The 21945-nt window shown below is 64.5% G+C and carries 16 protein-coding genes; 15 read left to right on the top strand and 1 reads right to left on the bottom strand.

The features are described 5' to 3' along the window. Positions 1 to 88 precede the first annotated feature (88 nt). From KP001_RS18940 to KP001_RS18925, 4 genes are all read left to right on the top strand, one after another. Positions 89 to 763, top strand: a complete 675-nt coding sequence (locus KP001_RS18940; RefSeq protein ID WP_217287090.1) for a heavy metal response regulator transcription factor — start codon at positions 89 to 91, stop codon at positions 761 to 763. Continuing rightward, positions 741 to 2180, top strand: a complete 1440-nt coding sequence (locus KP001_RS18935; RefSeq protein WP_217287089.1) for a heavy metal sensor histidine kinase — start codon at positions 741 to 743, stop codon at positions 2178 to 2180. The genes KP001_RS18940 and KP001_RS18935 overlap by 23 nt, the downstream gene beginning before the upstream one ends. Then, positions 2167 to 4383: a hybrid sensor histidine kinase/response regulator gene (locus KP001_RS18930; RefSeq protein ID WP_239027827.1), complete on the top strand. Its 2217-nt coding sequence runs from the start codon at positions 2167 to 2169 to the stop codon at positions 4381 to 4383. The genes KP001_RS18935 and KP001_RS18930 overlap by 14 nt, the downstream gene beginning before the upstream one ends. A 391-nt stretch (positions 4384 to 4774) precedes the next feature. Beyond that, positions 4775 to 6676: an LTA synthase family protein gene (locus KP001_RS18925; protein WP_217287088.1), complete on the top strand. Its 1902-nt coding sequence runs from the start codon at positions 4775 to 4777 to the stop codon at positions 6674 to 6676. Between the two features lie 222 nt (positions 6677 to 6898). On the opposite strand, the gene KP001_RS18920 is transcribed toward KP001_RS18925, so the two are convergent. Further along, positions 6899 to 7648 carry an SDR family oxidoreductase gene (locus KP001_RS18920; RefSeq protein ID WP_217287087.1) on the bottom strand — a complete coding sequence of 250 codons (750 nt, stop codon included), beginning with the start codon at positions 7646 to 7648 and terminating at the stop codon, positions 6899 to 6901. A gap of 591 nt (positions 7649 to 8239) precedes the next feature. On the opposite strand from KP001_RS18920, the gene larB reads away from it, so the two are divergent. The 11 genes from larB (at position 8240) to argB (ending at position 21889) form a co-directional block, all read left to right on the top strand. Beyond that, positions 8240 to 8995 carry a nickel pincer cofactor biosynthesis protein LarB gene (gene larB / locus KP001_RS18915; RefSeq protein ID WP_217287086.1) on the top strand — a complete coding sequence of 252 codons (756 nt, stop codon included), beginning with the start codon at positions 8240 to 8242 and terminating at the stop codon, positions 8993 to 8995. Beyond that, positions 8992 to 10149: a nickel pincer cofactor biosynthesis protein LarC gene (gene larC / locus KP001_RS18910; protein ID WP_217287085.1), complete on the top strand. Its 1158-nt coding sequence runs from the start codon at positions 8992 to 8994 to the stop codon at positions 10147 to 10149. The genes larB and larC overlap by 4 nt, the downstream gene beginning before the upstream one ends. Then, complete coding sequence (locus KP001_RS18905) at positions 10146 to 10595, top strand: phosphatidylglycerophosphatase A family protein (protein WP_217287084.1); 450 nt, start codon at positions 10146 to 10148, stop codon at positions 10593 to 10595. The genes larC and KP001_RS18905 overlap by 4 nt, the downstream gene beginning before the upstream one ends. Then, the gene (locus KP001_RS18900) at positions 10592 to 11836 is read left to right on the top strand and encodes a competence/damage-inducible protein A (RefSeq protein ID WP_217287083.1); all 1245 of its coding nucleotides are present in this window, start codon (positions 10592 to 10594) and stop codon (positions 11834 to 11836) included. The genes KP001_RS18905 and KP001_RS18900 overlap by 4 nt, the downstream gene beginning before the upstream one ends. 36 nt (positions 11837 to 11872) lie before the next feature. Next, positions 11873 to 13843, top strand: coding sequence for a sensor histidine kinase (locus tag KP001_RS18895; protein WP_217287082.1), 1971 nt, complete (start codon positions 11873 to 11875; stop codon positions 13841 to 13843). A 252-nt stretch (positions 13844 to 14095) separates the two neighbouring features. Further along, complete coding sequence (gene recA / locus KP001_RS18890) at positions 14096 to 15112, top strand: recombinase RecA (protein WP_217287081.1); 1017 nt, start codon at positions 14096 to 14098, stop codon at positions 15110 to 15112. Between the two features lie 3 nt (positions 15113 to 15115). After that, complete coding sequence (locus tag KP001_RS18885; protein ID WP_217287080.1) at positions 15116 to 16273, top strand: type IV pilus twitching motility protein PilT; 1158 nt, start codon at positions 15116 to 15118, stop codon at positions 16271 to 16273. Continuing rightward, entirely contained in the window at positions 16274 to 16735 is a 462-nt protein-coding gene (locus KP001_RS18880; protein ID WP_217287079.1) for a regulatory protein RecX, read from the top strand. Positions 16736 to 17015: 280 nt separating this feature from the next. Then, positions 17016 to 19643, top strand: a complete 2628-nt coding sequence (gene alaS, locus KP001_RS18875; protein ID WP_217287078.1) for an alanine--tRNA ligase — start codon at positions 17016 to 17018, stop codon at positions 19641 to 19643. 136 nt (positions 19644 to 19779) lie between these two features. Next, on the top strand, positions 19780 to 20913 hold the full coding sequence (locus tag KP001_RS18870) for a hybrid sensor histidine kinase/response regulator (RefSeq protein ID WP_217287077.1): 1134 nt from the start codon (positions 19780 to 19782) through the stop codon (positions 20911 to 20913). 97 nt (positions 20914 to 21010) lie between these two features. Further along, entirely contained in the window at positions 21011 to 21889 is an 879-nt protein-coding gene (argB, locus tag KP001_RS18865) for an acetylglutamate kinase (protein ID WP_217287076.1), read from the top strand. The last annotated feature ends 56 nt before the right edge of the window (positions 21890 to 21945 follow it).

Below are 21945 nucleotides of genomic sequence, written 5' to 3'. Positions count from 1 at the left end.
GCGAAGGGCGCTTTTTATTAAGCTGTCGCACTTGTACGACCGATGATATATACTCGACCGCGTAACTCATGAGGAATATGGGAGTAGGATGCGCATCCTGATCATCGAAGACGAGCAAAAAGCCGCCAACTACCTGAAGAAGGGACTCACCGAAAACGGCTTCAGCGTCGATATCGCCAACGACGGCGAGGACGGCCTGCACCTGGCGATGACCGAGCAGTACGACCTGATCATCCTCGACGTGATGCTCCCGGTAAAGGGAGGGTGGGCGGTCATCCAGGAGCTTCGGGAGGCCGGAAAGGAGGTCCCGGTGATCTTCCTTTCCGCACGTGACGCGGTGCACGACCGGGTGCACGGGCTGGAACTGGGGGCGGACGACTACCTGGTCAAGCCGTACGCCTTCTCGGAGCTTCTGGCCCGGATCAGGATCATCCTGCGCCGGCACCCGCTGCAGCAGGCGGAGCTATTGAAGATGGCCGACCTGGAGCTGGACCTGGTCCGGCACAAGGCGAGACGCGGCGGCCAGACCCTCGACCTCACCGTGAAGGAGTTCCAGCTCCTGGCGCTCATGCTCAGGCGCCCCGGGGAAGTCCTCTCCCGCACCACCATCTCGGAGCAGGTCTGGGGCATCAACTTCGACAGCGACACCAACGTGGTGGACGTCGCGATCAGAAGGCTGAGAAAGAAGGTGGACGACCCCTTCCCCCTGAAACTCATCCACACCATCAGGGGGGTCGGCTATGTCATCGACGAGGCGGCCTGACGCCCCGCGTTCCACCTCCATCACGGCGCGCCTGCTCGGCTTCTACCTCATCGCCACCCTCCTGATCCTCCTTTGCACCAACTGGTTCCAGTTCAAGGCCCTTTCCAAGGACCTGGACTATGAAGACAACGATTTCCTGGTGGAGCGGATCGTGACACTGCGAGCGATCGTCGCCCGCCACCCCGACGCCCTGAGGGACCAGATCCCGGTGAACAGGCCGGGGCAGCCCAAGCGCCACCTGGTGCGCGTTCAGGACGCCGAGGGGCGCACACTGATGCAGTCCCCGGAGATGGCGGGACTGGCGGTGGAACTGTTCCCCCCGGCCGTCACCAGCGCGGAGAAGATCGGGCGCGGCCGGAAGTACCGGGCCCCGGACCGGAAACGGTACCTGCTGAATGCCGGGTGGGCCGCTCGCGGAGATGATCCGCACTATCGCCTGATCCAGGTGGCCCTGGACGTCACGGACGAGGACGCGCTGATGTCCAAGTACCTGGTCCGCACCGGGGTTTCCGTCGTGGCCGGCCTGTTTGTCGCGGCGCTTCTGGGGGTGACCATAACGCGCAGGGGGCTGCGCCCGCTGCAGGAGATGGCGCAGAAGGTGGCCCGGATCACCGAGGCCGACCTGCACCAGCGCATCCGGACCGCGAACTGGCCTCGCGAGCTGGACCAGCTCACCGTGGCCCTGGACGCCATGCTGGGGAGGCTGGAGGAATCGTTCGCGCGCCTCTCCGAATTCTCCGCGAATCTCGCCCACGAACTGCGCACCCCGATCAACAACCTGCGCGGCGAGGCGGAAGTGGCGCTCTCCCGGGCACGCTCGGAGGACGAGTACCGCCGCATCATCGAATCGGCCATAGAGGAGTACGAGCGGCTCTCCCGCATGGTCGGTGACATCCTGTTCCTGGCGCGGCCGGACCGGGCCCACCAGCCGGTGCTCATCGACGCGCGGCTCGAGGTGGAGCGCCTGGCCGAGTACTACGGCAACCTGGCCGACGAACAGCACACGGCCATCGTGATCGAGGGGGACGGCGAGGTGAGCGTCGATCCCAACCTGTTCCAGCGCGCGGTCGGCAACCTGATCTCCAACGCGCTTCACTACGGGTCGCAGTTCGGGCAGATCAGGGTGAAGCTGCTGCAGACCGTGGACGGCGGCCTGGATTTATCGGTCGAGGACAGCGGCATGGGGATGGACCCCGCCGAGGTGCCGCGCGTCTTTGACCGGTTCTACCGCTCTCCGCAGGCGCGGCAGATCTACAACCAGGGGAGCGGCCTCGGGCTGGCCATCGTGCGTTCCATCATGAACCTGCACGGCGGCAGCGCCTCGGTGGTCAGCCGCCCCGGCGAGGGGACCGTGGTGACGCTGCGTTTCCCGGCACCCCCCCGCGGGGAGACAGGAGTGTCCGTTGTCCAGAAATGAGATGAAGACCCCGCGCCCCATCCGGTCCGGAGACTCCTCTCCCGGCGCGCCCCCGTTGAAGAGCCAGGCGGTCCGCATCGTCGCCATCTACGCCCTGTTCGGGCTGGCCTGGATCTACGGCTCGGACAGCATCATCGACTGGCTCGTCGACGACAAGGCGACCCTGTTGCGGATCGCCGTGGGCAAAGGCTTCGTTTTCATCATCTGCACGGCCACCCTCCTTTACTTCCTGATCACCCGCCTGCTGGATCAACTCGCCGCGATGGACGCCAAGCGCCTGGAGAACCTGGCCGGCCTGGAGCAGAAAAACGCCCACCTGCGCCTTTTCTTCGAGTCGGCGCCCGCCTCGCTCGCGATGTTCGACCGGGACATGCGCTATCTCCAGGTGAGCCGCCGCTGGCTCGCCATGTACGGACTCGGCGAGCGCGACCTCGTGGGGCTGTCGCACTACGAGGTCTTCCCCGAGGTCCCGGAGCGCTGGAAGGAGTTCCACCGCCGCGGCCTGGCAGGCGAGACGCTACGGGAAGAGGCGGACCTGTTCGTGCGCGCCGACGGGTCGCATCAGTACGTCAGGTGGGAGATCCGTCCCTGGTACGACGCCGCCGGCGCAGTGGGGGGGATCGTCATCTTCAGCGAGGACATCACCGAGCGGATCATGTTCCAGAACGCGCTGAGCGCCAACGAGCGTTTTCTGCGCCTTCTGACCGACCAACTCCCCGGGCTGGTCGCCTACTGGCACAGCGACCTCACCTGCGGCTTCGCCAACAGGACCTACCGTGAGTGGTTCGACAAGAGCTCAGAGGAGATCATCGGATCGGGGATGCGCGAACTGCTTGGGGAGGAACTGTTCGCCCAAAACGAACCGTATGTCCTGGGGGCCCTGGCCGGAGAGCCGCAGCATTTCCAGAGGACGCTCGTAAAGAAGGACGGCGAGGTCGCCCACGTCTGGGCCCACTACATACCCGACATGGTAAACGGCTCCCCCCGCGGCTTCTACGTCCTCATCTCGGATCTGACCGAGCTGAAAAAGGGAGAGGCTGAAAGGCAGCGGCTGGAGAACCAGCTGCAGCAGGCCCAGAGGATGGAGTCCGTTGGAAGGCTCGCGGGTGGAGTCGCGCACGACTTCAACAACCTGCTGACCGTGATCCTCGGGCTGGCCCAGCTGGGGATGCAAGAGCTGGGGCCGGGACACCCGGCGCTGGTGCGGCTGGAGGGTATCCGGCAGGCGGCGGAAAAGTCGGCTGCCCTTACCAGCCAGCTCCTCGGCTTCGCCAGGAAGCAGACCATCTCCCCGAGGGTTCTGAACCTCAACGCCTGCGTGGAAGAGATGCTGAAGATGCTGAAGCGCCTGGTGGGGGAGGATATCGACCTCGCCTGGAGCCCGGGACAGGAGCTCTGGAAGGTGCGCATGGATCCCTCCCAGCTGGACCAGATCCTGGCCAACCTCTGCGTCAACGCCCGCGACGCCATCGCCGACGTCGGCAAGATCACCATCGAGACGTGCAACATCGCGTTTGACGCCAGGTACTGCAACGCGCAACCCGACTTCGTCCCCGGCGAGTACGTTCTCCTCGCGGTGAGCGACAACGGCTGCGGCATGGACAAGGAGACCATGGCCCAGATCTTCGAGCCGTTCTTCTCCACCAAGGAGGTGGGACGGGGCACGGGGCTCGGGCTCGCCACGGTGTACGGCATCGTCAAACAAAACAACGGCTTCATCAACACCTACAGCGAACCGGGCGAAGGGACCACCTTCAGGATCTACCTGCCGCGCGACACGGAGACAGCGGCCGGGCCGAGCGCGGAGGCCGCGGCCGCCCCGGCCTCCGGCGGGAGCGAGACCATCCTCCTGGTCGAGGACGAGCCGAGCATCCTGAACGTCGCCATGTCGCTCCTGACGTTGCAGGGTTACCAGGTGCTGCCGGCATCCACGCCGGGCGAGGCGCTGGAAGCGGCACGCCAGTATCGGGACCGGATCGACCTTGTGGTGACCGACGTGGTGATGCCGGAGATGAACGGGAGGGACCTCGTGCGCAGGTTGCTCCCCTTCTGCCCCCGGGTGAAGTGCCTCTACATGTCGGGTTACACGGCCAACGTGATCGCTCACCACGGCGTGCTGGACCAGGGTGTGAACTTCATCTCCAAGCCTTTCACCATGAACGATTTGGCAGCGAAAGTGCGCGCGGTGCTGGACGCCCCCTAGCCGGACGCGGGCCTGCCGCGAACCGCGCCAAGGGGTGGGGTGTGTCCGGGCAAGGGACATGCATATGCTCATCGAATGTTTTCCCGATGGCCCCGTACCCTTGCGGGGGGGCTTCAGAATTCCGGCGACATGCCATTGGTCCCCCCTCCCCTTGCGGGAGAGGGTTAGGGGGTGGGGGAAGTAGCCACTGCTTCCACTGTTCCCATTGCTTGCGGCTTCACCCCCCCGTCCCCCTCCCGCCAGGGGAGGGGGAGAGCACCTTGCGAAAGGGGACCGAGGGGATCTTCGCGTCGAGAGATGACAGAAATGTCATCTTCCTGCAATCCAACAGCAAGGACAGTTGCAGTACCATGGACAGCGTTTTACCATCAGAACATTAAGAGGTTTACCTATGCCGCAACGCCGACTGGGGCTCGTCGCCTTCGTCTCCTGTATCTTCCTCGCCGTTTCCACCGCCACCCGCGTCATGCTGATGGCCATGACTCCCAAAGGGGCCGGACTCAAGCTCTCGCTGATTCTGAAGGCCGCGGCGACCGGTTTTTACTTCGACCTCGCCACGCTCGCCTATGCCATCGTGCCGCTGGCGCTCTACCTGATCCTGGTCCCGCGTCGGGTGGCCACGCACCGCTGGCACCTGTGGGTGGTGCGCGTTCTCTTCGCCCTGTTGCTGGGTGTGCTCATCTTCGACGTCTGCGCCGAGTTCATCTTCTTCGACGAGTTCGGCACCCGCTTCAACTTCATCGCCATCGATTACCTGGTCTACACCCAGGAGGTGGTCGGCAATATCCGCGAGTCGTACCCGCTGACGGCGATCTTCTCCGGCATCGGCGCAGTCGCAGCCGCGATCTCCTGGATTTTGAGAAAGCCGCTCGCGCGCGGTGCCGAACTCACCTTCAACGGCGCCTACCACCGCACCGGCGCGCTGCTGCTGCTTCCCGTCGTCCTCTCCTACGGCGCGGTCAACATCTCCCAGTCCGCCATATCGAAGAACAACTACGCCAACGAGATCGCCGGCAACGGGGTCTACAACCTGTTCGCCGCCTTCATAAACAACGAACTCCCCTTCACCAGGTTCTACCGCACCCTGCCGCAAAACCAGGTGAACGCGCGGCTTAGGACCCTGGTCGCGGAGAGGAACAACAGCTTCGTCGATCCCAAGTCCGAGCGCTTCACCCGCGCCATTCACGGCGAAGGGGCGGAGAAGCGCCTGAACGTCGTGGTGGTGATCGAGGAAAGTCTTTCCGCCGAGTACCTGGGGGTGTTCGGTAACAAGAAGGGGCTGACCCCGAACCTGGACCGCCTGGCCTCCCAGTCGCTGTTCTTCACCAACCTCTACGCCAATGGCACCCGCACCGTGCGCGGGCTTGAGGCCCTCACCCTCTCGGTCCCGCCGCTCCCCGGCACCTCGATCGTGAAACGCCCCAACAACGGAGGGTTCCGCTCCTGGGGCGAGATCATGAACTCCAAGGGATACCAGTCCAAGTACATCTACGCCGGGCACGGCTACTTCGACAACATGAACGCCTTCTTCTCGGCGAACGGCTATTCCATCGTGGACCGCACCGACTTCGCCAAGGACGAGATCACCTTCGCCAACGTCTGGGGGGTCTGCGACGAGGACCTGTTCCGCAAGGTGATCAGGGAGGGGACCAAGTCCTACGAGGCGGGCAAGCCCTTCTTCTCCATGGTGATGACCACTTCCAACCACCGCCCCTTCACCTATCCCTCGGGGAGGATCGACATCCCGCCGAAGAAAGGGCGCAACGGCGGGGTCAAGTACGCCGACTACGCCATCGGCCGGCTCATCGCCGAGGCGAGCAGCAAACCATGGTTCAAGGACACCATCTTCGTCATCGTGGCCGACCACTGCGCCGGCAGCGCGGGGAAGTCGGACATCCCCATCAAGAGGTACGAAATCCCGCTGCTGGTCTACTCCCCGGCCCACATCAAGCCGGCCCGGATGGAGAAGATGATGAGCCAGATCGACGTAGCGCCCACCGTGCTCGGCCTGATGAACATGAGCTACAAGAGCGACTTTTTGGGGCGCGATGCGCTGAAGGATTCCGGGCAGCCCCCGCGCGCCTTCATCTCGACGTACCAGAAGCTGGGCTACCTGACCGAGAACGAGCTCCTGGTGCTGGGCCCGCGCCAGTACGCGGCGCAGTACAAGGTGGACCGCAAGACCGGCGACGCCAAGGGTGAGCCGGTTACCGGCAACATGCTGGCGGACATGCTTGCCTACTACCAGGGGGCGGACTACCTGTACCAGCACCGGTTGAACCGGATCCGCTAGAGCCGGGACGGGGATAAGCGGCGGATAGCCGCTACAACGACAAACGGGACGCAGCCAGATGAGAGGCCGCGTCCCGTTTTCTTTTGGATTTCGTTCAGCGGTACGCCTGCCCTTGTGCCCCCCTCCTTGCCGCACTGGTACCGCAAAGCCGGCACCGTCCCCCCTCCCTCGACGGGGAGGGGGAAGACGGCTGTGGTGCGGATGGGGGGATAGGGGGCGACGCTATTCCTCGTAGATCATCTTCCGGGTCATGCCGCCGTCGACCACGAAATTCTGGCCGGTGATGAAACCGGCGCGCGGCGAGGCGAGGTAGAGCACGAGCTCCGCGATGTCCCCGGCGCGGCCGACCCGCCCCGCCGGATGCTGTTGATGGTCCACCGGTCGCAGTTCCGCCTCGTCGCCGTTGTGAATCCAGCCGGGACTCACGCAGTTGACGCGGATCTCAGGCCCGAGGCTCATGGCGAGGGCGTGGGTGAGGGCAACGACGCCCCCTTTGCTCGCCGAGTAGGCCTCCGTATCCGGCTCCGACTGCAGAGCGCGCGTGGAGGCGATGTTGACGATGCTGCCCCGACTCTCTTTGAGGTGCGGCACCGCGTGCTTGGTGCAGAGGAAGACGCCGGTCAGGTTGGTGCCGATGACGCGGTTCCACTCGGTGAGGGATAGCTCGTGCACCGGCGCCGCGTGGGCCCGGGCCAGCGCCGCGTTGTTCACCAGGAGGTCCAGCCGCCCGAAGCGCTCCAGCGCCCGCGCGACGAGCGCCTGCACCGGCTGTTCGTCAGCGACGTCCGCCTCCAGCGCCAGGACCGCATCAGGTGCGCCGAGTGCGGCCGCCGCCCCGGCAACCGCTGCGCCGTCGATATCGGCCAGCACCACGGCATACCCTTCCGCAAGTAGCCGCTGCGCGATTCCCCTGCCGATCCCGCGCGCGGCTCCCGTCACCAGCGCCACCATCTTCTTCTCCCCCTGTGCCATCTTCAACCTCCGCTTTGTTGGCTCATGCTGCAGGTTCCAAACGTACAACAGCGATGGCGGCTTCGCAATGAAAGGTTCATCCGGGAATTACGGGAAAGGTGCACCTTTACTCCCCTCCCCTTGCGGCTTCACCCACCCCCCGGCCCCCTCCCGTCAAGGGAGGGGAGGCGTCAAAGGGGGAGCGACGTAATGGCCTCACCCGGTTCTTCTGGCAAACAGATCCTCTGCCTCAGTATCCAATCATACGGCTTGATTCAGATGTCGTGACACGGCTTAAGGAGCGGGCAAAGGGTATCAGACCAGGACCAACACGATCCTTGGGACGGTGATGCAGGCACAGCAAACGAAGGGTACCGGCACCTCTGCCGGCAAAAAGAGATCCGGCTCTTTCCACCCCCTCTCAAGAGCCTCCTTCACAGTGAGACTTTTCCTTTGTACTCCGGCATGTTGCGGCACAGTGACACAACCCGCCCTTCCATCTCTCAGAAAATTCCCCGCTCCTGCCAAAAATAACATTTTTTAGCAGCGAATCCGCGCTTTGTATGTTAGCCTTAATCCCATTTTGCAACCTCCGGAGGCAGCTTCACATTCATGCAAAACAAGGCAATTGAAAAGGTTCTCCAGGAGGTGAGCGAGGGGGCACTCGAGGTCTCCCAAGCCCTGGAGAAACTCAAGCACCTCCCCTTCGAGGACCTGGGCTGCGCCACGGTGGACCATCACCGCACGCTGCGCCAGGGCTTTCCTGAAGTTATCTTCGGGCAGGGCAAGAGCGTCGCCCAGATGCGCACCATCATCACCGCACTCCTGGAAAAGGGAAGCAACGTCCTGGCAACGCGGGTGAACGGCGCCAAGGGGGCGAAGCTCAAGGAGTTCTTCCCGCAGGCCGTCTACCACGCCGACGCCCGCGCGCTCACCATCGAACAGCATCCGGTCGCATTGCGGGGCCGGGGCAAGGTGTTGGTGGTCTGCGCCGGCACCTCGGACATCCCGGTGGCGGCCGAGGCGGTCCTCACCGCGCAGATGATGGGAAACGAGGTGGAGAAGGTCTACGACGTGGGCGTCGCCGGGCTGCACCGCCTGCTGGCGCGGCGCGGCACCCTCGCGGAGGCTTCGGTGATCATCGTGGTGGCGGGGATGGAGGGGGCGCTCCCTTCCGTCGTGGGCGGCCTGGTGGACAAGCCGGTGATCGCGGTGCCGACATCGGTCGGTTACGGCGCCTCCTTCGGCGGCGTGGCGGCCCTGCTCGGCATGCTCAACTCATGCGCCGCCGGGGTCACGGTGGTGAACATAGACAACGGTTTCGGGGCGGCCTACGCGGCAAGCCTCATGAACAGGATTCACGGATGAAGGTACTGTATTTCGACTGCTTCGCGGGTATCGCGGGCGACATGACCGTGGCAGGGCTCATCGAACTCGGGCTCCCGCTGGAGACGCTGCAACGGGAACTCTCCTCGTTGCCGCTTTGCGGCTACACGCTGGAAAGCCGCAAGGTGGAGCGCCTCGGCGTCGCCGGAACCTCCTTCAAGGTCACCCTCACCGAAGAGGACCAGCCGCACCGCCACTACTCCGGCATCTCGGCGATGATCGGGAAATCGGAGCTCAAACCGCGGGTCAAGGAACTCTCCCAGCGCATCTTCCTGAAGCTGGCGCAGGCCGAGGCGGGCGTGCACGGCGTGCCGCTGGAGCGGGTGCACTTCCACGAGGTGGGCGCCGTCGACTCCATCGTCGACATCGTCGGGACCGCCATCGGGCTCGATTACCTGGGGATCGACCGGGTCTGCGCCTCGGGGCTTCCCTACGGGCACGGCTTCGTGAAGACCGCCCACGGCCTCCTTCCCGTCCCGGCGCCCGCCACCGCGAAGCTCATGGAGGGGATCCCGCTCACCGCCGACATCGGCCCCGGGGAACGGGTCACCCCGACCGGCGCGGCCATCGTGGCGGCGCTCGCCGACAGCTTCGGCCCGCCACCGGTCATGACGGTCGAGGGGACCGGTTACGGTGCCGGTGAAAAGGATTTTCCCGAACTCCCCAACCTGCTCCGGCTGGTGCTCGGTGAAACTGCCGGCTCCAGGGAGGCCCGGGAGGTGCTGGTCCTTGAGACCCACATCGACGACATGCCCGCCGAGATCTTCGGCTTCCTCATGGAGCGCCTCATGGAGGCGGGGGCGCTGGACGTCGCCTTCTCGCCGCTGCAGATGAAGAAGAACCGCCCGGGCACGGGGCTCACGGTGATCGCGAGACCGGGGGACCTGGAGAAGCTTTCCGGCATCATCCTCTCGGAGTCGAGCGCCATCGGCCTGCGCTACTACCCGGCCAGCCGGATCACCCTCCCCCGCAGCTGCGAAACCCGCGCGACGTCGCTGGGCGGGGTGCGGGTCAAGGTACTCGGTAACGGGCGGGTGACGCCGGAATACGAGTCGTGCCGGGAGATCGCCCTTCAGAAGGGAATGCCGCTTCTCGAGGTGTACCGGACCGTGGAGAGGGAGTGCGGCGACAAATGAAAGCATTCGTGATCATCTCCGCCACCTGGTTCGGCACCGGCTTTTCCCCCTTCGCCTCCGGGACCGTCGGGACGCTCGGCGCGATCCCCTTTTTCCTGCTCCTCTCGGGCATGCCGCTGTGGCTCTACCTCATCACCACGGCCGCCTTCACCCTGTTCGCCTGCTGGTGCGCGGGCTTTGGCGAGGAGCTGTGGGGGGAGCACGACTCGGGCAAGATCGTGATCGACGAGGTCGCCGGGTACCTGGTGACCATGACCGCGGTCCCGGCGACGTGGCAGGGGATCCTCGCCGGGTTCATCATGTTCCGCATCTTCGATATCCTGAAGCCGCAGCCGGCGCGCTGGTTCGACCGCTCGCTGAAAAACGGCTACGGCGTGGTGCTGGACGATATCGCCGCCGGGGTCTACGCCTGCGCCGCCACGCACCTGGCGCTGAGGCTTTTGTGAAGATCGCCATCCTTTCCATAGGGGACGAGCTCCTCACCGGCGAGGTGACCGACACCAACGCGAGCCACATCGCGGACCGGCTCTACGACTGCGGCGCCCGGGTCTTCAGGCACATCACGGTACCGGACGACGAGGAGGCGATCGTGCAGGCCCTTGGCGACCTGGCCCTCGTCAGCGATGCCGTCATCGTCACCGGCGGGCTCGGCCCCACGCCCGACGACTACACGGCGCAGGCGGCGGCGCGGGCCGCAGGAGTCGAGCTGGAACTATCGCAAACGGCGCTGGACCACCTGGCCGCATTCGAAAAGAGGATCGCGAAGCCGCTGCACCCGGCCAACCGCCGCCAGGCGCTGGTCCCTAAGGGGTGCCGGCTGATCCCGAACCCCCTCGGAACCGCCTGCGGTTTCGTGGTCGCCATCGGGAGCGCCGAACTCTTCTTCCTCCCCGGCGTCCCCTTCGAGATGGAGCGGATGCTGGCGGAAACGGTGCTCCCCGAGCTGGCGAAACGGCTCCCGGCGCCGTGGCGGAGGATCACCCTGAAGGTTTTCGGCATCCCGGAAGCGGCCATATCGGAGCGCCTGCACGGCGCCATCCCGGAAGGGGGGGGCGTGGAGCTCGCCTACTGCGTGAAGTACCCGGAGATCCACGTGATATTGCGGGCGGCCGCCAAGGACGAGGCCCCGCTCCGGGAAGGGGCCGCCGAGGTAAGACAGCGGCTCGCCCGGTTCCTCTTCGCCGAGGGCGCCGATACCATGGACGACGTGCTGGCGCGCCTGTTCCGGGAGAGCGGCCTCACCCTGGCGCTGGCCGAATCCTGCACCGGCGGCTTGATCGCCGCGCGCATCACCGCCGTGGCCGGAAGCTCCGCCTACTTCCTGGAAGGAAACGTGACCTACAGCAACGCCGCCAAGAGCCGGATGCTGCAGGTGCCGCCCGGGCTGATCGAGGGGCACGGGGCGGTCAGCGCCGAAGTCGCCGGCGCCATGGCCCAAGGCGCACGCGAGGCCGCCGGCAGCGACCTGGCCCTCTCGGTGACCGGCATCGCCGGGCCGGACGGCGGCACGGAGGACAAACCGGTCGGCACCGTGTACATCGCGCTGGCCGACGGCGGGACGTGCCGGGTCGAACGCTGCAACTTCCAGGGAGACCGGACCCGGGTCCGCGCCATCACCTGCTTCACCGCGCTCAACATGCTGCGCGAATACCTCCTCATCCGCCACGGAGCAGCGGTCCCCGACTGACGGGGCCATAACAATGCCGGTACAGGGGAAACTACCTTGCACTTCGCGCCGCTGTTACTGATAGTCGCCTGCGAACCGCTGCTCCTTTTGATCGAGCAGTACACGCCGCTGTCCGGGTTGCTGCACTTCGGCGTCTCGGTCTCGCTGGCGGCTGTGCTCCTGTGCTTCGTCGCGCTCTTCAAGCAGCGTGAGGCCACCATGGTGGACGGCCTGCGCCGCGAGATCGGAGAGATGCAGCAGGAGGCGGCCAAGAGCGCGCGGCGCTACAAGAGCCTTTTGGAAGGGGCGGGCAACGCCATCTTCATCTTCAACGTGGAAACGGCCGAGCTCGAGGAGGAGAACCGGCTGGGGCGCGCGCTTTTCGGCTTCACCAAGGACGAGCTTCGCACCATGGCGGTGCGCGACCTGCTCGACACCTGCGAGCACGAGCGTCTCCGCACCTTCCTGTACCAGCTGGTGCGGCAGGGGGAGGCCGACTGGGACGAGGTGCGGCTGATACGAAAAGACGGCTCCTGCTTCCTGGGCGAGATCAACGCGCGGCTGATCGACCTCGGGGACGAGCAGGTGGCGCACTGCCTGTTGCGCGACATCACCGACAAGCGCCGCACCGAGCGGGAGATCTGGCAGAGAAACCGCGAACTCTCCATCCTCAACAACATGCTGACCAGCATGAACGTGGGGACCGAGCTGAAGGCGGTGCAGGAAGGGACACTGCTCGAGCTGATGGAGCTGTTCCGTGCCGAAGGGGGAACCCTGCACCTCGCCGCCTCCGAGCCCCCCTCCCCCACCTTGTGCGCCTCCATGCACGCCTCCCCCGACCTCGCGCAGGTGCTCGAGGAAAGCCTGAACAACCCCGACAGCTTCCGCGAGGTCTCCATCGTGCCGCTGGGCGATGCCGGCGCGGAATGGGGGAGCCTCACCTCCATCCCGATCAGTTCGCAGGAGCACCTGGTCGGGGTGATACACCTTATCCACCGCCCCCCCCACAGCTACGCCCCGGAAGAGTTGCGCTTCATGGAGACGGTGGGCAAGCAGATGGGGAGCATCATCGAGCAGATGAGGCTCTTCTCCGAGCTTACGTGGAAGAGCGAGGAGCTGCTGCGCTCACACCGGCTCCTGGAGAAGAGCAGCCACAACCTCTCCCTTTCCGAGTCGAAACTGAAGCAGAACCTTGCACTGGTGGAGCGGGCGCACCTGGAGCAGGTCCGGCTCGACCGCATGAAGAACCAGTTCCTGGGGATGGTCTCCCACGAGTTCAACACGCCGCTGACCAGCATCATCTCAGGCGTCGACCACCTGCTGCAGCAGGGGTGGAGTTCGCAGGAGGACGCCTGCCGGGTACTGGAGATGGTGCGCGACGGCGGGCTGAGGCTAAAGGCGCTGGTCGCCGACCTTTTGAAGCTGATCCGGCTGGAGTCGCGCCGGGAAGGGCTGGAGACCTCCGCGATCCACCTGAGGATGCTGCTCGAAAACCTCCTGGACCAGCTCCAGCCCCTGTTCGAGGAGCGCGGCCAGGTGGTGACGCTGCGCGACCTGGACCACCTCCCCTTTTTCCAGGGGGACTGCGGCTACCTGGAGCGGGTCTTCTACGAGCTCCTTTTGAACGCCATCCGCTTCAGCCCCGAGGGGGGCGAGATCGTGGTCAACGGCCGGGTGGTCCAGCGGGAAGACCTGCACCAGCGTTCCCACACCCTCCAGCGCTTCAACCCCGATTTCCTCAAGCGCTGCGGCGAGCGCTGTTACCTCGAAGTCGAGGTGCGCGACTGCGGCATCGGCATTCCGCTGCACGAGCAGCAGGGCATCTTCGAGATCTTCTACGAGGTGGGGGACATCAGGCACCATTCCAGCGGCAGGCGGCAAGGCAAGGGTGCCGGGCTCGGGCTCGCCATCGTCAAGGGGATGGTCGAGGCGCACGGCGGCATGGTCTGGGTGGAGAGCGACGACGGGAGTTCCTTCTTCCTCGTGCTGCCGCTGGAGCAGGAGCTGATCCAGCCGGCGCTGTTTTAAAACACGTTCCAGGTTCTACGTTCTCGGGTTCTACGTTAACTGCTTTGGGCGGCGGCGCGGGAAAACCGGCGCTCGCGCCGGGGTGGGCAGGTCGATTTTCGAGGTTTTAACGTAGAACGTGGAACATAGAACGTAGAACAGATGCCTTTGGTCGCCTTTGCATTTGCCTTTGCGGTTTTAGTTGTGTTATGTGTGATTGGTTCCAGAACCAGACTCAAAACAGCGCCTGACAAGGCTAAGGAGATATAAAGGATGCTCGACAAGGAAAAAGCGGAAAAAGCCCTCGACCTGGCCATGAGCCAGATCGAAAAACAGTTCGGCAAAGGGGCCATCATGAGGCTCGGCAACGAGGAGGCACTCCCGGACGTGGCGGCCATCCCGACCGGTTCCCTCTCGCTGGACCTGGCGCTGGGGGTCGGTGGCGTGCCCCGCGGCCGCGTCATCGAGATCTTCGGACCGGAATCCTCCGGTAAAACCACCCTCGCCCTCCACGTCATCGCCGAGGCCCAGAAGCTGGGGGGCATCGCCGCCTTCGTCGACGCGGAGCACGCCCTCGACATCGGCTACGCCAGGAAACTGGGGGTCAAGACCGACGACCTCTTGGTCTCCCAGCCGGACACCGGCGAGCAGGCCCTCGAGATCGCCGAAACGCTGGTCCGCTCCGGCGCCATCGACGTCCTCGTGGTCGACTCCGTCGCCGCCCTGGTCCCGAAGGCGGAGATCGAGGGTGACATGGGGGACTCGCACATGGGGCTCCAGGCGCGCCTTATGTCCCAGGCCCTCAGGAAACTCACCGGCATCATCTCCAAGTCCAACTGCTGCGTCATCTTCATCAACCAGATCAGGATGAAGATCGGCGTCATGTTCGGCAACCCGGAAACCACCACCGGCGGCAACGCGCTCAAGTTCTACGCCTCGGTGCGCATGGACATAAGAAAGATCGCGGCCCTCAAGCAGGGCAACGACATGATCGGCTCCAGAACGCGGGTCAAGGTGGTCAAGAACAAGGTGGCGCCCCCGTTCAAGGAAGTGGAATTCGACATCCTCTACGGCGAAGGGATCTCCAAGGAAGGTGACGTCCTCGACCTGGCCGTCGAGCGCAACGTGGTGGAGAAGAGCGGCGCCTGGTTCTCATACGGCAAGGAGCGCATCGGCCAGGGACGCGAAAACTCCCGGCTTTTCCTCAAGGAGCATCCGGAAATCACCGAAGAGATCAGGGCCAAACTCACCGCTCCAGAACAAGACGCCCCAGCACCCGGCGCAGCCTAAACCATGCAACTCAACGAGATCCTCGCCATAGCCATGAAGGCGAAGGGGTCGGACATCCATCTGAAGGCGGGACTTCCCCCCATCGTCAGGATCGACGGCTCCCTGCGTGCCATCCCCAACGCTGAAAGGCTCTCCAGCGAGGCGGTCAGGAACATGGCCTTCTCCATCATGAACGAGCGCCAGAAGCGGATCTTCGAGGAGAACTACGAGACGGACCTCTCCTACGGCGTGCCGGGTCTCGGACGCTTCCGCGTCAACGCCTTCGCCCAGCGCGGGACCGTCGCGATGGTGCTGCGCGCCATCCCGATCGCCATCCCGACGCTGGAGACGCTCAACCTGCCGCCGGTCTTGAAGAAGCTGGCGCTCGAGCAGCGTGGCCTGATCCTCGTCACCGGCACCACCGGCTCCGGCAAGTCCACGACGCTCGCCTCCATCATCGACTACATCAACGAGCACCGGACCTGCAACATCATCACCATCGAGGACCCGGTCGAGTACCTGCACAAGGACAAGAAGAGCCTGATCAGCCAGCGCGAGGTGGGCTTCGACACGCTCACCTTCGGCAAGGCCCTCACCTCGGCTCTGCGCCAGGACCCGGACGTCATCCTGGTGGGCGAGATGCGCGACTACGAGACCATCGAGACCGCGCTCACCGCGGCCGAGACCGGCCACCTGGTCCTCTCCACCCTGCACACCCTGGACGCCGCCGAGACGGTGAACAGGGTCATCTCCGTCTTCCCCCCCTTCCACCAGAGGCAGGTCAGGATGCAGCTGGCCGGCATACTGAGGGGAGTCGTCTCGCAGCGCCTGGTGCCCCGCATCGACGGCAAGGGGCGCGTTCCCGCGGTCGAGGTCATGATCGGCACCGCCCGTATCAGGGACTGCATCGACGACAAGGAAAAGACCAAGCAGATCCCGGACGCCATCGCCCAGGGGCATACCAGCTACGGGATGCAGACCTTCGACCAGTCGCTCATGCAGCTTTTGAGCAGGAAGCTGATCACCTACGAAGAGGCCCTGCGCCAGTCCAGCAATCCAGACGACTTCGCTCTCAAGGTCTCCGGCATCTCCTCCACCTCCGACTCCAGTTGGGACAACTTCGAGGAAGCGGAAGCGCCGGCCGAGGGTGGCGACAAGGAGCTGGTCATCGAGAAGTACTAGGTGCAGCGCGGCACGGCCTTCGACTGCTGCCTCCGCATCCTGACCCTGCGCGACCATTCCGAGGGGGAGCTCAGAAAGAAGCTTTCCGCCAAGGGGTACCAAGAACCGGAGATCGAGGCGAGCGTGGCCCGCGTGAAAGAGCTGGGCTACCTGGACGACCTGCGCTTCGCCCGCAGCTATGCCTCTTCGGCGCTCAGAAACGGCAAGGGGGTCGGCCCCAGGCTGAAGCTGGAGCTCTCTCGCCGCGGCGTCGCGGGTGCCATCGTGAACCAGGTGCTGGACGAGCTGGCGCAGGAGTACAGCGAGGCCGGGCTGCTGGCGCAGCTGATGGAGCGGCGCTATCCCGGTTTCGACGCCGCCACGGCTTCCGACAAGGAAAAGCGGCGCATCGTGGGGTACCTGCAGAGAAAGGGGTTCTCGCTTTCCGCCATCTTCCGCGAGTTGAAGGCGCACGAGGATTGAAGGCGGGCGAATAGTTATTCGCCCCTACTGAGGCGATGGTCCCGGGAAAGGTGTGGAGCACACAGCACCTGTAGGGGCGAATGATCATTCGCCCGCCCCACATCCCGCCCTGCAGGAGAGGGTGGCCTCGGTGAGGGAAGTGCCATGGGGAGCGATCCCCCGGGCCGGCGTACGTGATGGAAGGAGCGCCCTCACCCCGCCCCTCTCCCGGGGGGAGAGGGAGAATGACAACGCACAACCGTTACCAGGTTCAGATATTCCATTTTACTGAGGTTTTTTTATGACAGGCAAAGAGATCCGGGCGCAGTTCTTCAACTTCTTTCAGAAAAAGGGTCACACCCTGGTGGAGAGCTCGAACCTCATCCCGAAGAACGACCCCACCCTCCTGTTCACCAACGCAGGCATGAACCAGTTCAAGGACGTGTTCCTGGGCCTTGAAAAGCGCGACTACATCAGGGCGGTCAGCTCGCAGAAATGCGTCCGCGCCGGCGGCAAGCACAACGACCTGGAAAACGTCGGCCGCACCGCGCGCCACCACACCTTCTTCGAAATGCTCGGCAACTTCTCCTTCGGCGACTACTTCAAGAAGGAAGCGATCGCCTACGCGTGGGAACTGCTCACCGTCGATCTCGGCCTCTCCAAGGACCGCCTCTACGTCACGGTCTACAACGACGACGACGAGGCCGCCGACATCTGGCACCACCAGGAAGGAGTGCCCCGCGAGCGCATCTACCGCTTCGGCGAGAAAGACAACTTCTGGTCCATGGGAGACACCGGCCCCTGCGGCCCCTGCTCCGAGATCTTCTGGGACAACGGCCCCGGCACCGGCTGCGGCTCCCCGGACTGCGCCGTGGGGTGCGACTGCGACCGCTACATGGAGATCTGGAACAACGTCTTCATGCAGTTCAACCGTGACAAGGACGGCACCCTGACGCCGCTCCCGAAACCCTCCGTCGACACCGGCATGGGGCTCGAGCGCATCTCCGCCGTCATGCAGGGGGTAACCTCCAACTACGACACGGACCTCTTGCAGGGGATCATCCGCCACATCGAGGGGATCTGCGGCAAGAAATACCGGGCCGACGAGAAGGACGACGTCTCCATGCGCGTCATCGCGGACCACTCCCGCGCCACCACCTTCCTGATCTGCGACGGCGTGCTCCCCTCCAACGAGGGGCGCGGCTACGTGCTGCGCCGCATCATGCGCCGCGCCGCGCGTCACGCGAAGATGCTGGGCGTGTCCGAGCCGATGCTGTACCGCGTGGTCGATGCCGTCAACATGATGATGGGCGACGCCTACCCGGAACTCCTCGAGCGCGAACACTACGTGAAGAAGGTGATCAAGGCGGAGGAGGAGCGTTTCATCGAGACCCTCGACCGCGGCCTCGCCATCCTCAACGAGGAGACCGCGGCGCTCAAGGCCAAAGGCGAGACGGTGCTTTCCGGCGAAGTGATCTTCAAGCTTTACGACACCTTCGGCTTCCCGGTCGACTTGACCGCAGACATCGTCGAGGCGGAGGCGCTCACCCTCGACGAGGACGGCTTCGCCCTCTGCATGGAGAAGCAGCGCGTCAAGGCGAGGGAGAACTGGAAGGGCTCCGGCGAGCAGGGGCTCGCCGCCATCTACAAGGAGCTGCACGGCTCCGGCATCACGAGCGAGTTCGTGGGCTATGCCGAGCAGACCGCATACTCCACCGTGAGCGCCATCGTGAAGGGAGGCGTCCTGGTCGAGGAGGCCAACGCCGGGGACGAGGTCGAAATCGTCACCGCCAAGACCCCCTTCTACGGCGAGTCCGGCGGCCAGGCGGGCGACACCGGCACCATCTCCACCGGGGCGGCGCACGTCGCGGTGGAAAGTACCACCCGCCCCTTCACCGATCTCATCGTGCACCGCGGCAAGGTGGTGTCCGGCAACATCCGCAACGGAGAGGCCGTCGATCTGAAGGTCGCCTCGGCGAACCGCACCGCCACCGCGAGAAACCATACCGCGACCCACCTCCTGCAGGCGGCGCTGCGCGAAGTGCTGGGCGATCACGTCAAGCAGGCCGGCTCCCTGGTCACCCCGGACCGCCTGCGCTTCGACTTCACCCACTTCAGCCCGATGACCGCGGAGGAGATCCGCCGGGTGGAGATCCTGGTTAACGGTCACATCATGGCCAACGATGCCGTCGACGCCCGCGAGATGCCGGCCGCCGAGGCCATGGCCGCGGGCGCCACCGCGCTCTTCGGCGAGAAGTACGGCGACATCGTGCGCGTGGTCCGCGTGGGCGAGGTCTCCTCCGAGCTGTGCGGCGGCACCCACGTGCATGGCGCAGGCGAGATCGGCTTCTTCAAGATCATCTCGGAGGCGGGCATCGCCGCCGGCGTGAGGAGGATCGAGGCGCAGACCGGGCATGGCGCACTGGCCGTGGTGCACCAGATGGAAGACGAGCAGCGCGGGATCGCGACACTGCTGAAGGCCGAAGGCGCCAGCCCCCTCGACCGCGTGGAGAAGCTCCTGGCCGGCCAGCGCGAACTGCAGAGGGAGCTCGAGACGCTGCAGGCGAAACTGAACGCCTCCAAGTCCGCCGACCTGATCCAGCAGGTGCGCGAGCAAAACGGCATCAAGATCCTCGCCGTCAAGGTCGACGGCGACGCCAAGGGGCTGCGTGAGCTCTCCGACACGCTCAAGGAGCGGATCGGCTCCGGCATCATCGTGCTCGGCGCCGGCGATGCCGCCAAGGCGAACCTGCTGGTCGCGGTCACCTCCGATCTCACCTCGCGCTGGAAGGCGGGGGACATCATCAAGGCCATCGCGCCGATCGTCGGCGGCAACGGCGGCGGCAAGCCGGAGCTGGCCCAGGCCGGCGGCACCAAGCCGGAGAACCTCGCCGAGGCGCTGGAGGCCGTGTACCGCATCGTAGGGTAGATCATCCGGCCCCTTCCCCCCTCCCCCTCCGGGGGAGGAGCTTCGACCGTCGTCCCCTCCCCAGGAGGGGGAAGATAGCGACTAACCAGGCGAGAAGCAAAACAGGCAGATAATTCAGCACAACCGGGACATCCCTATGCTCGAACTGACCGCCCACAACAGCCAGGAGCTTTCGCAGGACAAGAAGACCATCCTCATCGTCGACGATGAAGGGGTGATCCGCGACCTCTGCAAGAGAGTGCTCAACGACTACGACATAGTCGAGGCGGCGGACGGGCAGGAGGCGTACGAGATCTTCCTGCGCGGCGGCATCGACGTCATCCTCAGCGATGTCATGATGCCCCGGATGGACGGCATCGAGCTGCTCAAGAAGCTGAAGGAGCGGGAGCCGACCATGGTGGTGATCATCATGACCGGCTTCGCGGACAAGGACCTGATCCTCAAGGCCTTGAAGGCCGATGCGGACGACTTCATCACCAAACCGCTCAACCTGCTGCAGCTGAAGAGCGCCATCAGCAAGGCGCTGGTGAAGAAGGCCCTCAAGGAAGAGATCGCCAACCTGAGGAACCTGGACCGCTTCAAGACCGTGTTCCTGTCGCTCGTCTCCCACAAGTTCCGCACCCCGATCACCTCGATATCGCTGTTCCTGCAGAACCTCGCCGCCGGGATCATCGACCCTTCCGACGACGGCGCCAAGGAACACATCAAGCTGATCTACAACGAGGCCTGTTACCTGGGGAACCTGGTCACCGACCTGCTCACCTTCTCCTCGGTCATGGACAGTGGCGCCGGGCTGCACCTTGAGCCCTGCACCCTCAACCTGCTGCTCCCCAAACTCTTGCAGGAAGCCCAGGAACTTTCCGACCGCCCCGGCGTGACCACCCACATCACCCAGGACACGGTCCCCGAGATGATGCTGGACCGCGACAAGATCAGCTTTGCGGTGCGCCAGGTAATCGACAACGCCATCAAGTTCTCCAAGGAAACCGGCATCGTCTGCGTCACTCTCAGAAACCTCGAGGGGCAGTGCGAGATCACCGTCCAGGACAACGGCATCGGCATCCCCACGGAGCAGTTGCCCAAGCTGTTCGAGAAGTTCTACCAGGTCGACGCCGAACATACCGGCCAGGTGCGCGGCTTCGGGCTCGGCCTGTTCTACGTGCGCGAGTTCATCCGTATGCACGGCGGCACCGTCAGCATCGACAGCGAGGAAAACGTCGGCACCCGGGTCGTCATCACCCTCCCCAGCAAAACCAGCCAAAGCCCCTGAAAACCCTGAGGCTTCCCCCTGTTTGAAGTTGATTATTTCCCCCTATCTGCTATATTAACGACTTTCTGTGCACTAATTAACGCTAGAAGAGGCACTCATGCAGCATCTCATAGAGAAGGCGAGCACACTCATGGAGGCTCTTCCCTATATCAGGCGTTTCTCGGGGAAGACCATCGTCATCAAGTACGGCGGGCACGCCATGGCAGAAGAGAAGCTGAGAAAGTCTTTTGCCCTTGATATCATCCTGCTCAAATACATCGGCATCAACACCGTGGTAGTGCATGGCGGTGGTCCGCAGATCAACGAGACACTGAAGCGCTACGGGATAGTGTCCGAGTTCGTCAAAGGGATGCGCGTCACCGACGGCGAAACCATGGGTGTCGTAGAGATGGTCCTGACCGGCCAGGTGAACCGCGAGGTGGTGGGTTACATAAACCAGCACGGCGGGCGCGCCGCCGGTCTTTCCGGCAAGGACGGGAGTCTCCTGCTCTGCGAGAAGCTGCTCCAGGAAATCCGACGAGAGGACGGCGGGGTCGAGATGGTCGACATCGGCTTTGTGGGCGACGTCGTCGAAGTGAACCCCGCCATTTTGCAGGCATTGGAGAAGGGTGGTTTCATTCCGGTCATCGCGCCGGTGGGTGTGGGTCGCGACGGGCAGAGCTACAACATCAACGCGGACGTCGTGGCGGGCAAGGTTGCCGCTGCGCTGGGCGCGGAGAAGCTGATCCTCTTGACCGACGTTTCCGGCGTGAAGGACAAGGAAGGGGAGCTGCTCTCGAGCATCCCGCTGGCCGATGTCCCCGAGCTGATCGAAAACGGCACCGTCACCGGCGGCATGATTCCGAAAGTGACCTGCTGCACCGACGCGCTTGCCGCCGGGGTCAAGAAGGCCCACATCGTGGACGGCCGGATCGAACACGCCATCCTCTTGGAGATCTTCACCAACGTCGGGATCGGGACGGAGATACAGGCGTAACTGCAGGGGCTAGGGGCTGGAGATTGGGGGCCCTAGTCCCGCTTTTAAGGAGCTAG

Source organism: Geomonas subterranea (assembly GCF_019063845.1).
Taxonomy (GTDB): domain Bacteria; phylum Desulfobacterota; class Desulfuromonadia; order Geobacterales; family Geobacteraceae; genus Geomonas; species Geomonas subterranea.
The sequence above is the reverse complement of the archived record's forward strand: the minus strand, read 5'-3'. Positions and strand labels throughout refer to the sequence as shown.

Bases quoted from the DNA above. Each gene is read 5' to 3' on its own strand.
- KP001_RS18940 (WP_217287090.1), top strand. From the start codon at position 89: ATGCGCATCCTGATCATCGAAGACGAGCAAAAAGCCGCCAACTACCTG.
- KP001_RS18925 (WP_217287088.1), top strand. From the start codon at position 4,775: ATGCCGCAACGCCGACTGGGGCTCGTCGCCTTCGTCTCCTGTATCTTC.
- KP001_RS18905 (WP_217287084.1), top strand. From the start codon at position 10,146: ATGAAAGCATTCGTGATCATCTCCGCCACCTGGTTCGGCACCGGCTTT.
- alaS (WP_217287078.1), top strand. From the start codon at position 17,016: ATGACAGGCAAAGAGATCCGGGCGCAGTTCTTCAACTTCTTTCAGAAA.
- larB (WP_217287086.1), top strand. From the start codon at position 8,240: ATGCAAAACAAGGCAATTGAAAAGGTTCTCCAGGAGGTGAGCGAGGGG.
- KP001_RS18920 (WP_217287087.1), bottom strand. From the start codon at position 7,648: ATGGCACAGGGGGAGAAGAAGATGGTGGCGCTGGTGACGGGAGCCGCG.
- argB (WP_217287076.1), top strand. From the start codon at position 21,011: ATGCAGCATCTCATAGAGAAGGCGAGCACACTCATGGAGGCTCTTCCC.
- KP001_RS18870 (WP_217287077.1), top strand. From the start codon at position 19,780: ATGCTCGAACTGACCGCCCACAACAGCCAGGAGCTTTCGCAGGACAAG.
- recA (WP_217287081.1), top strand. From the start codon at position 14,096: ATGCTCGACAAGGAAAAAGCGGAAAAAGCCCTCGACCTGGCCATGAGC.
- KP001_RS18885 (WP_217287080.1), top strand. From the start codon at position 15,116: ATGCAACTCAACGAGATCCTCGCCATAGCCATGAAGGCGAAGGGGTCG.
- KP001_RS18935 (WP_217287089.1), top strand. From the start codon at position 741: ATGTCATCGACGAGGCGGCCTGACGCCCCGCGTTCCACCTCCATCACG.
- larC (WP_217287085.1), top strand. From the start codon at position 8,992: ATGAAGGTACTGTATTTCGACTGCTTCGCGGGTATCGCGGGCGACATG.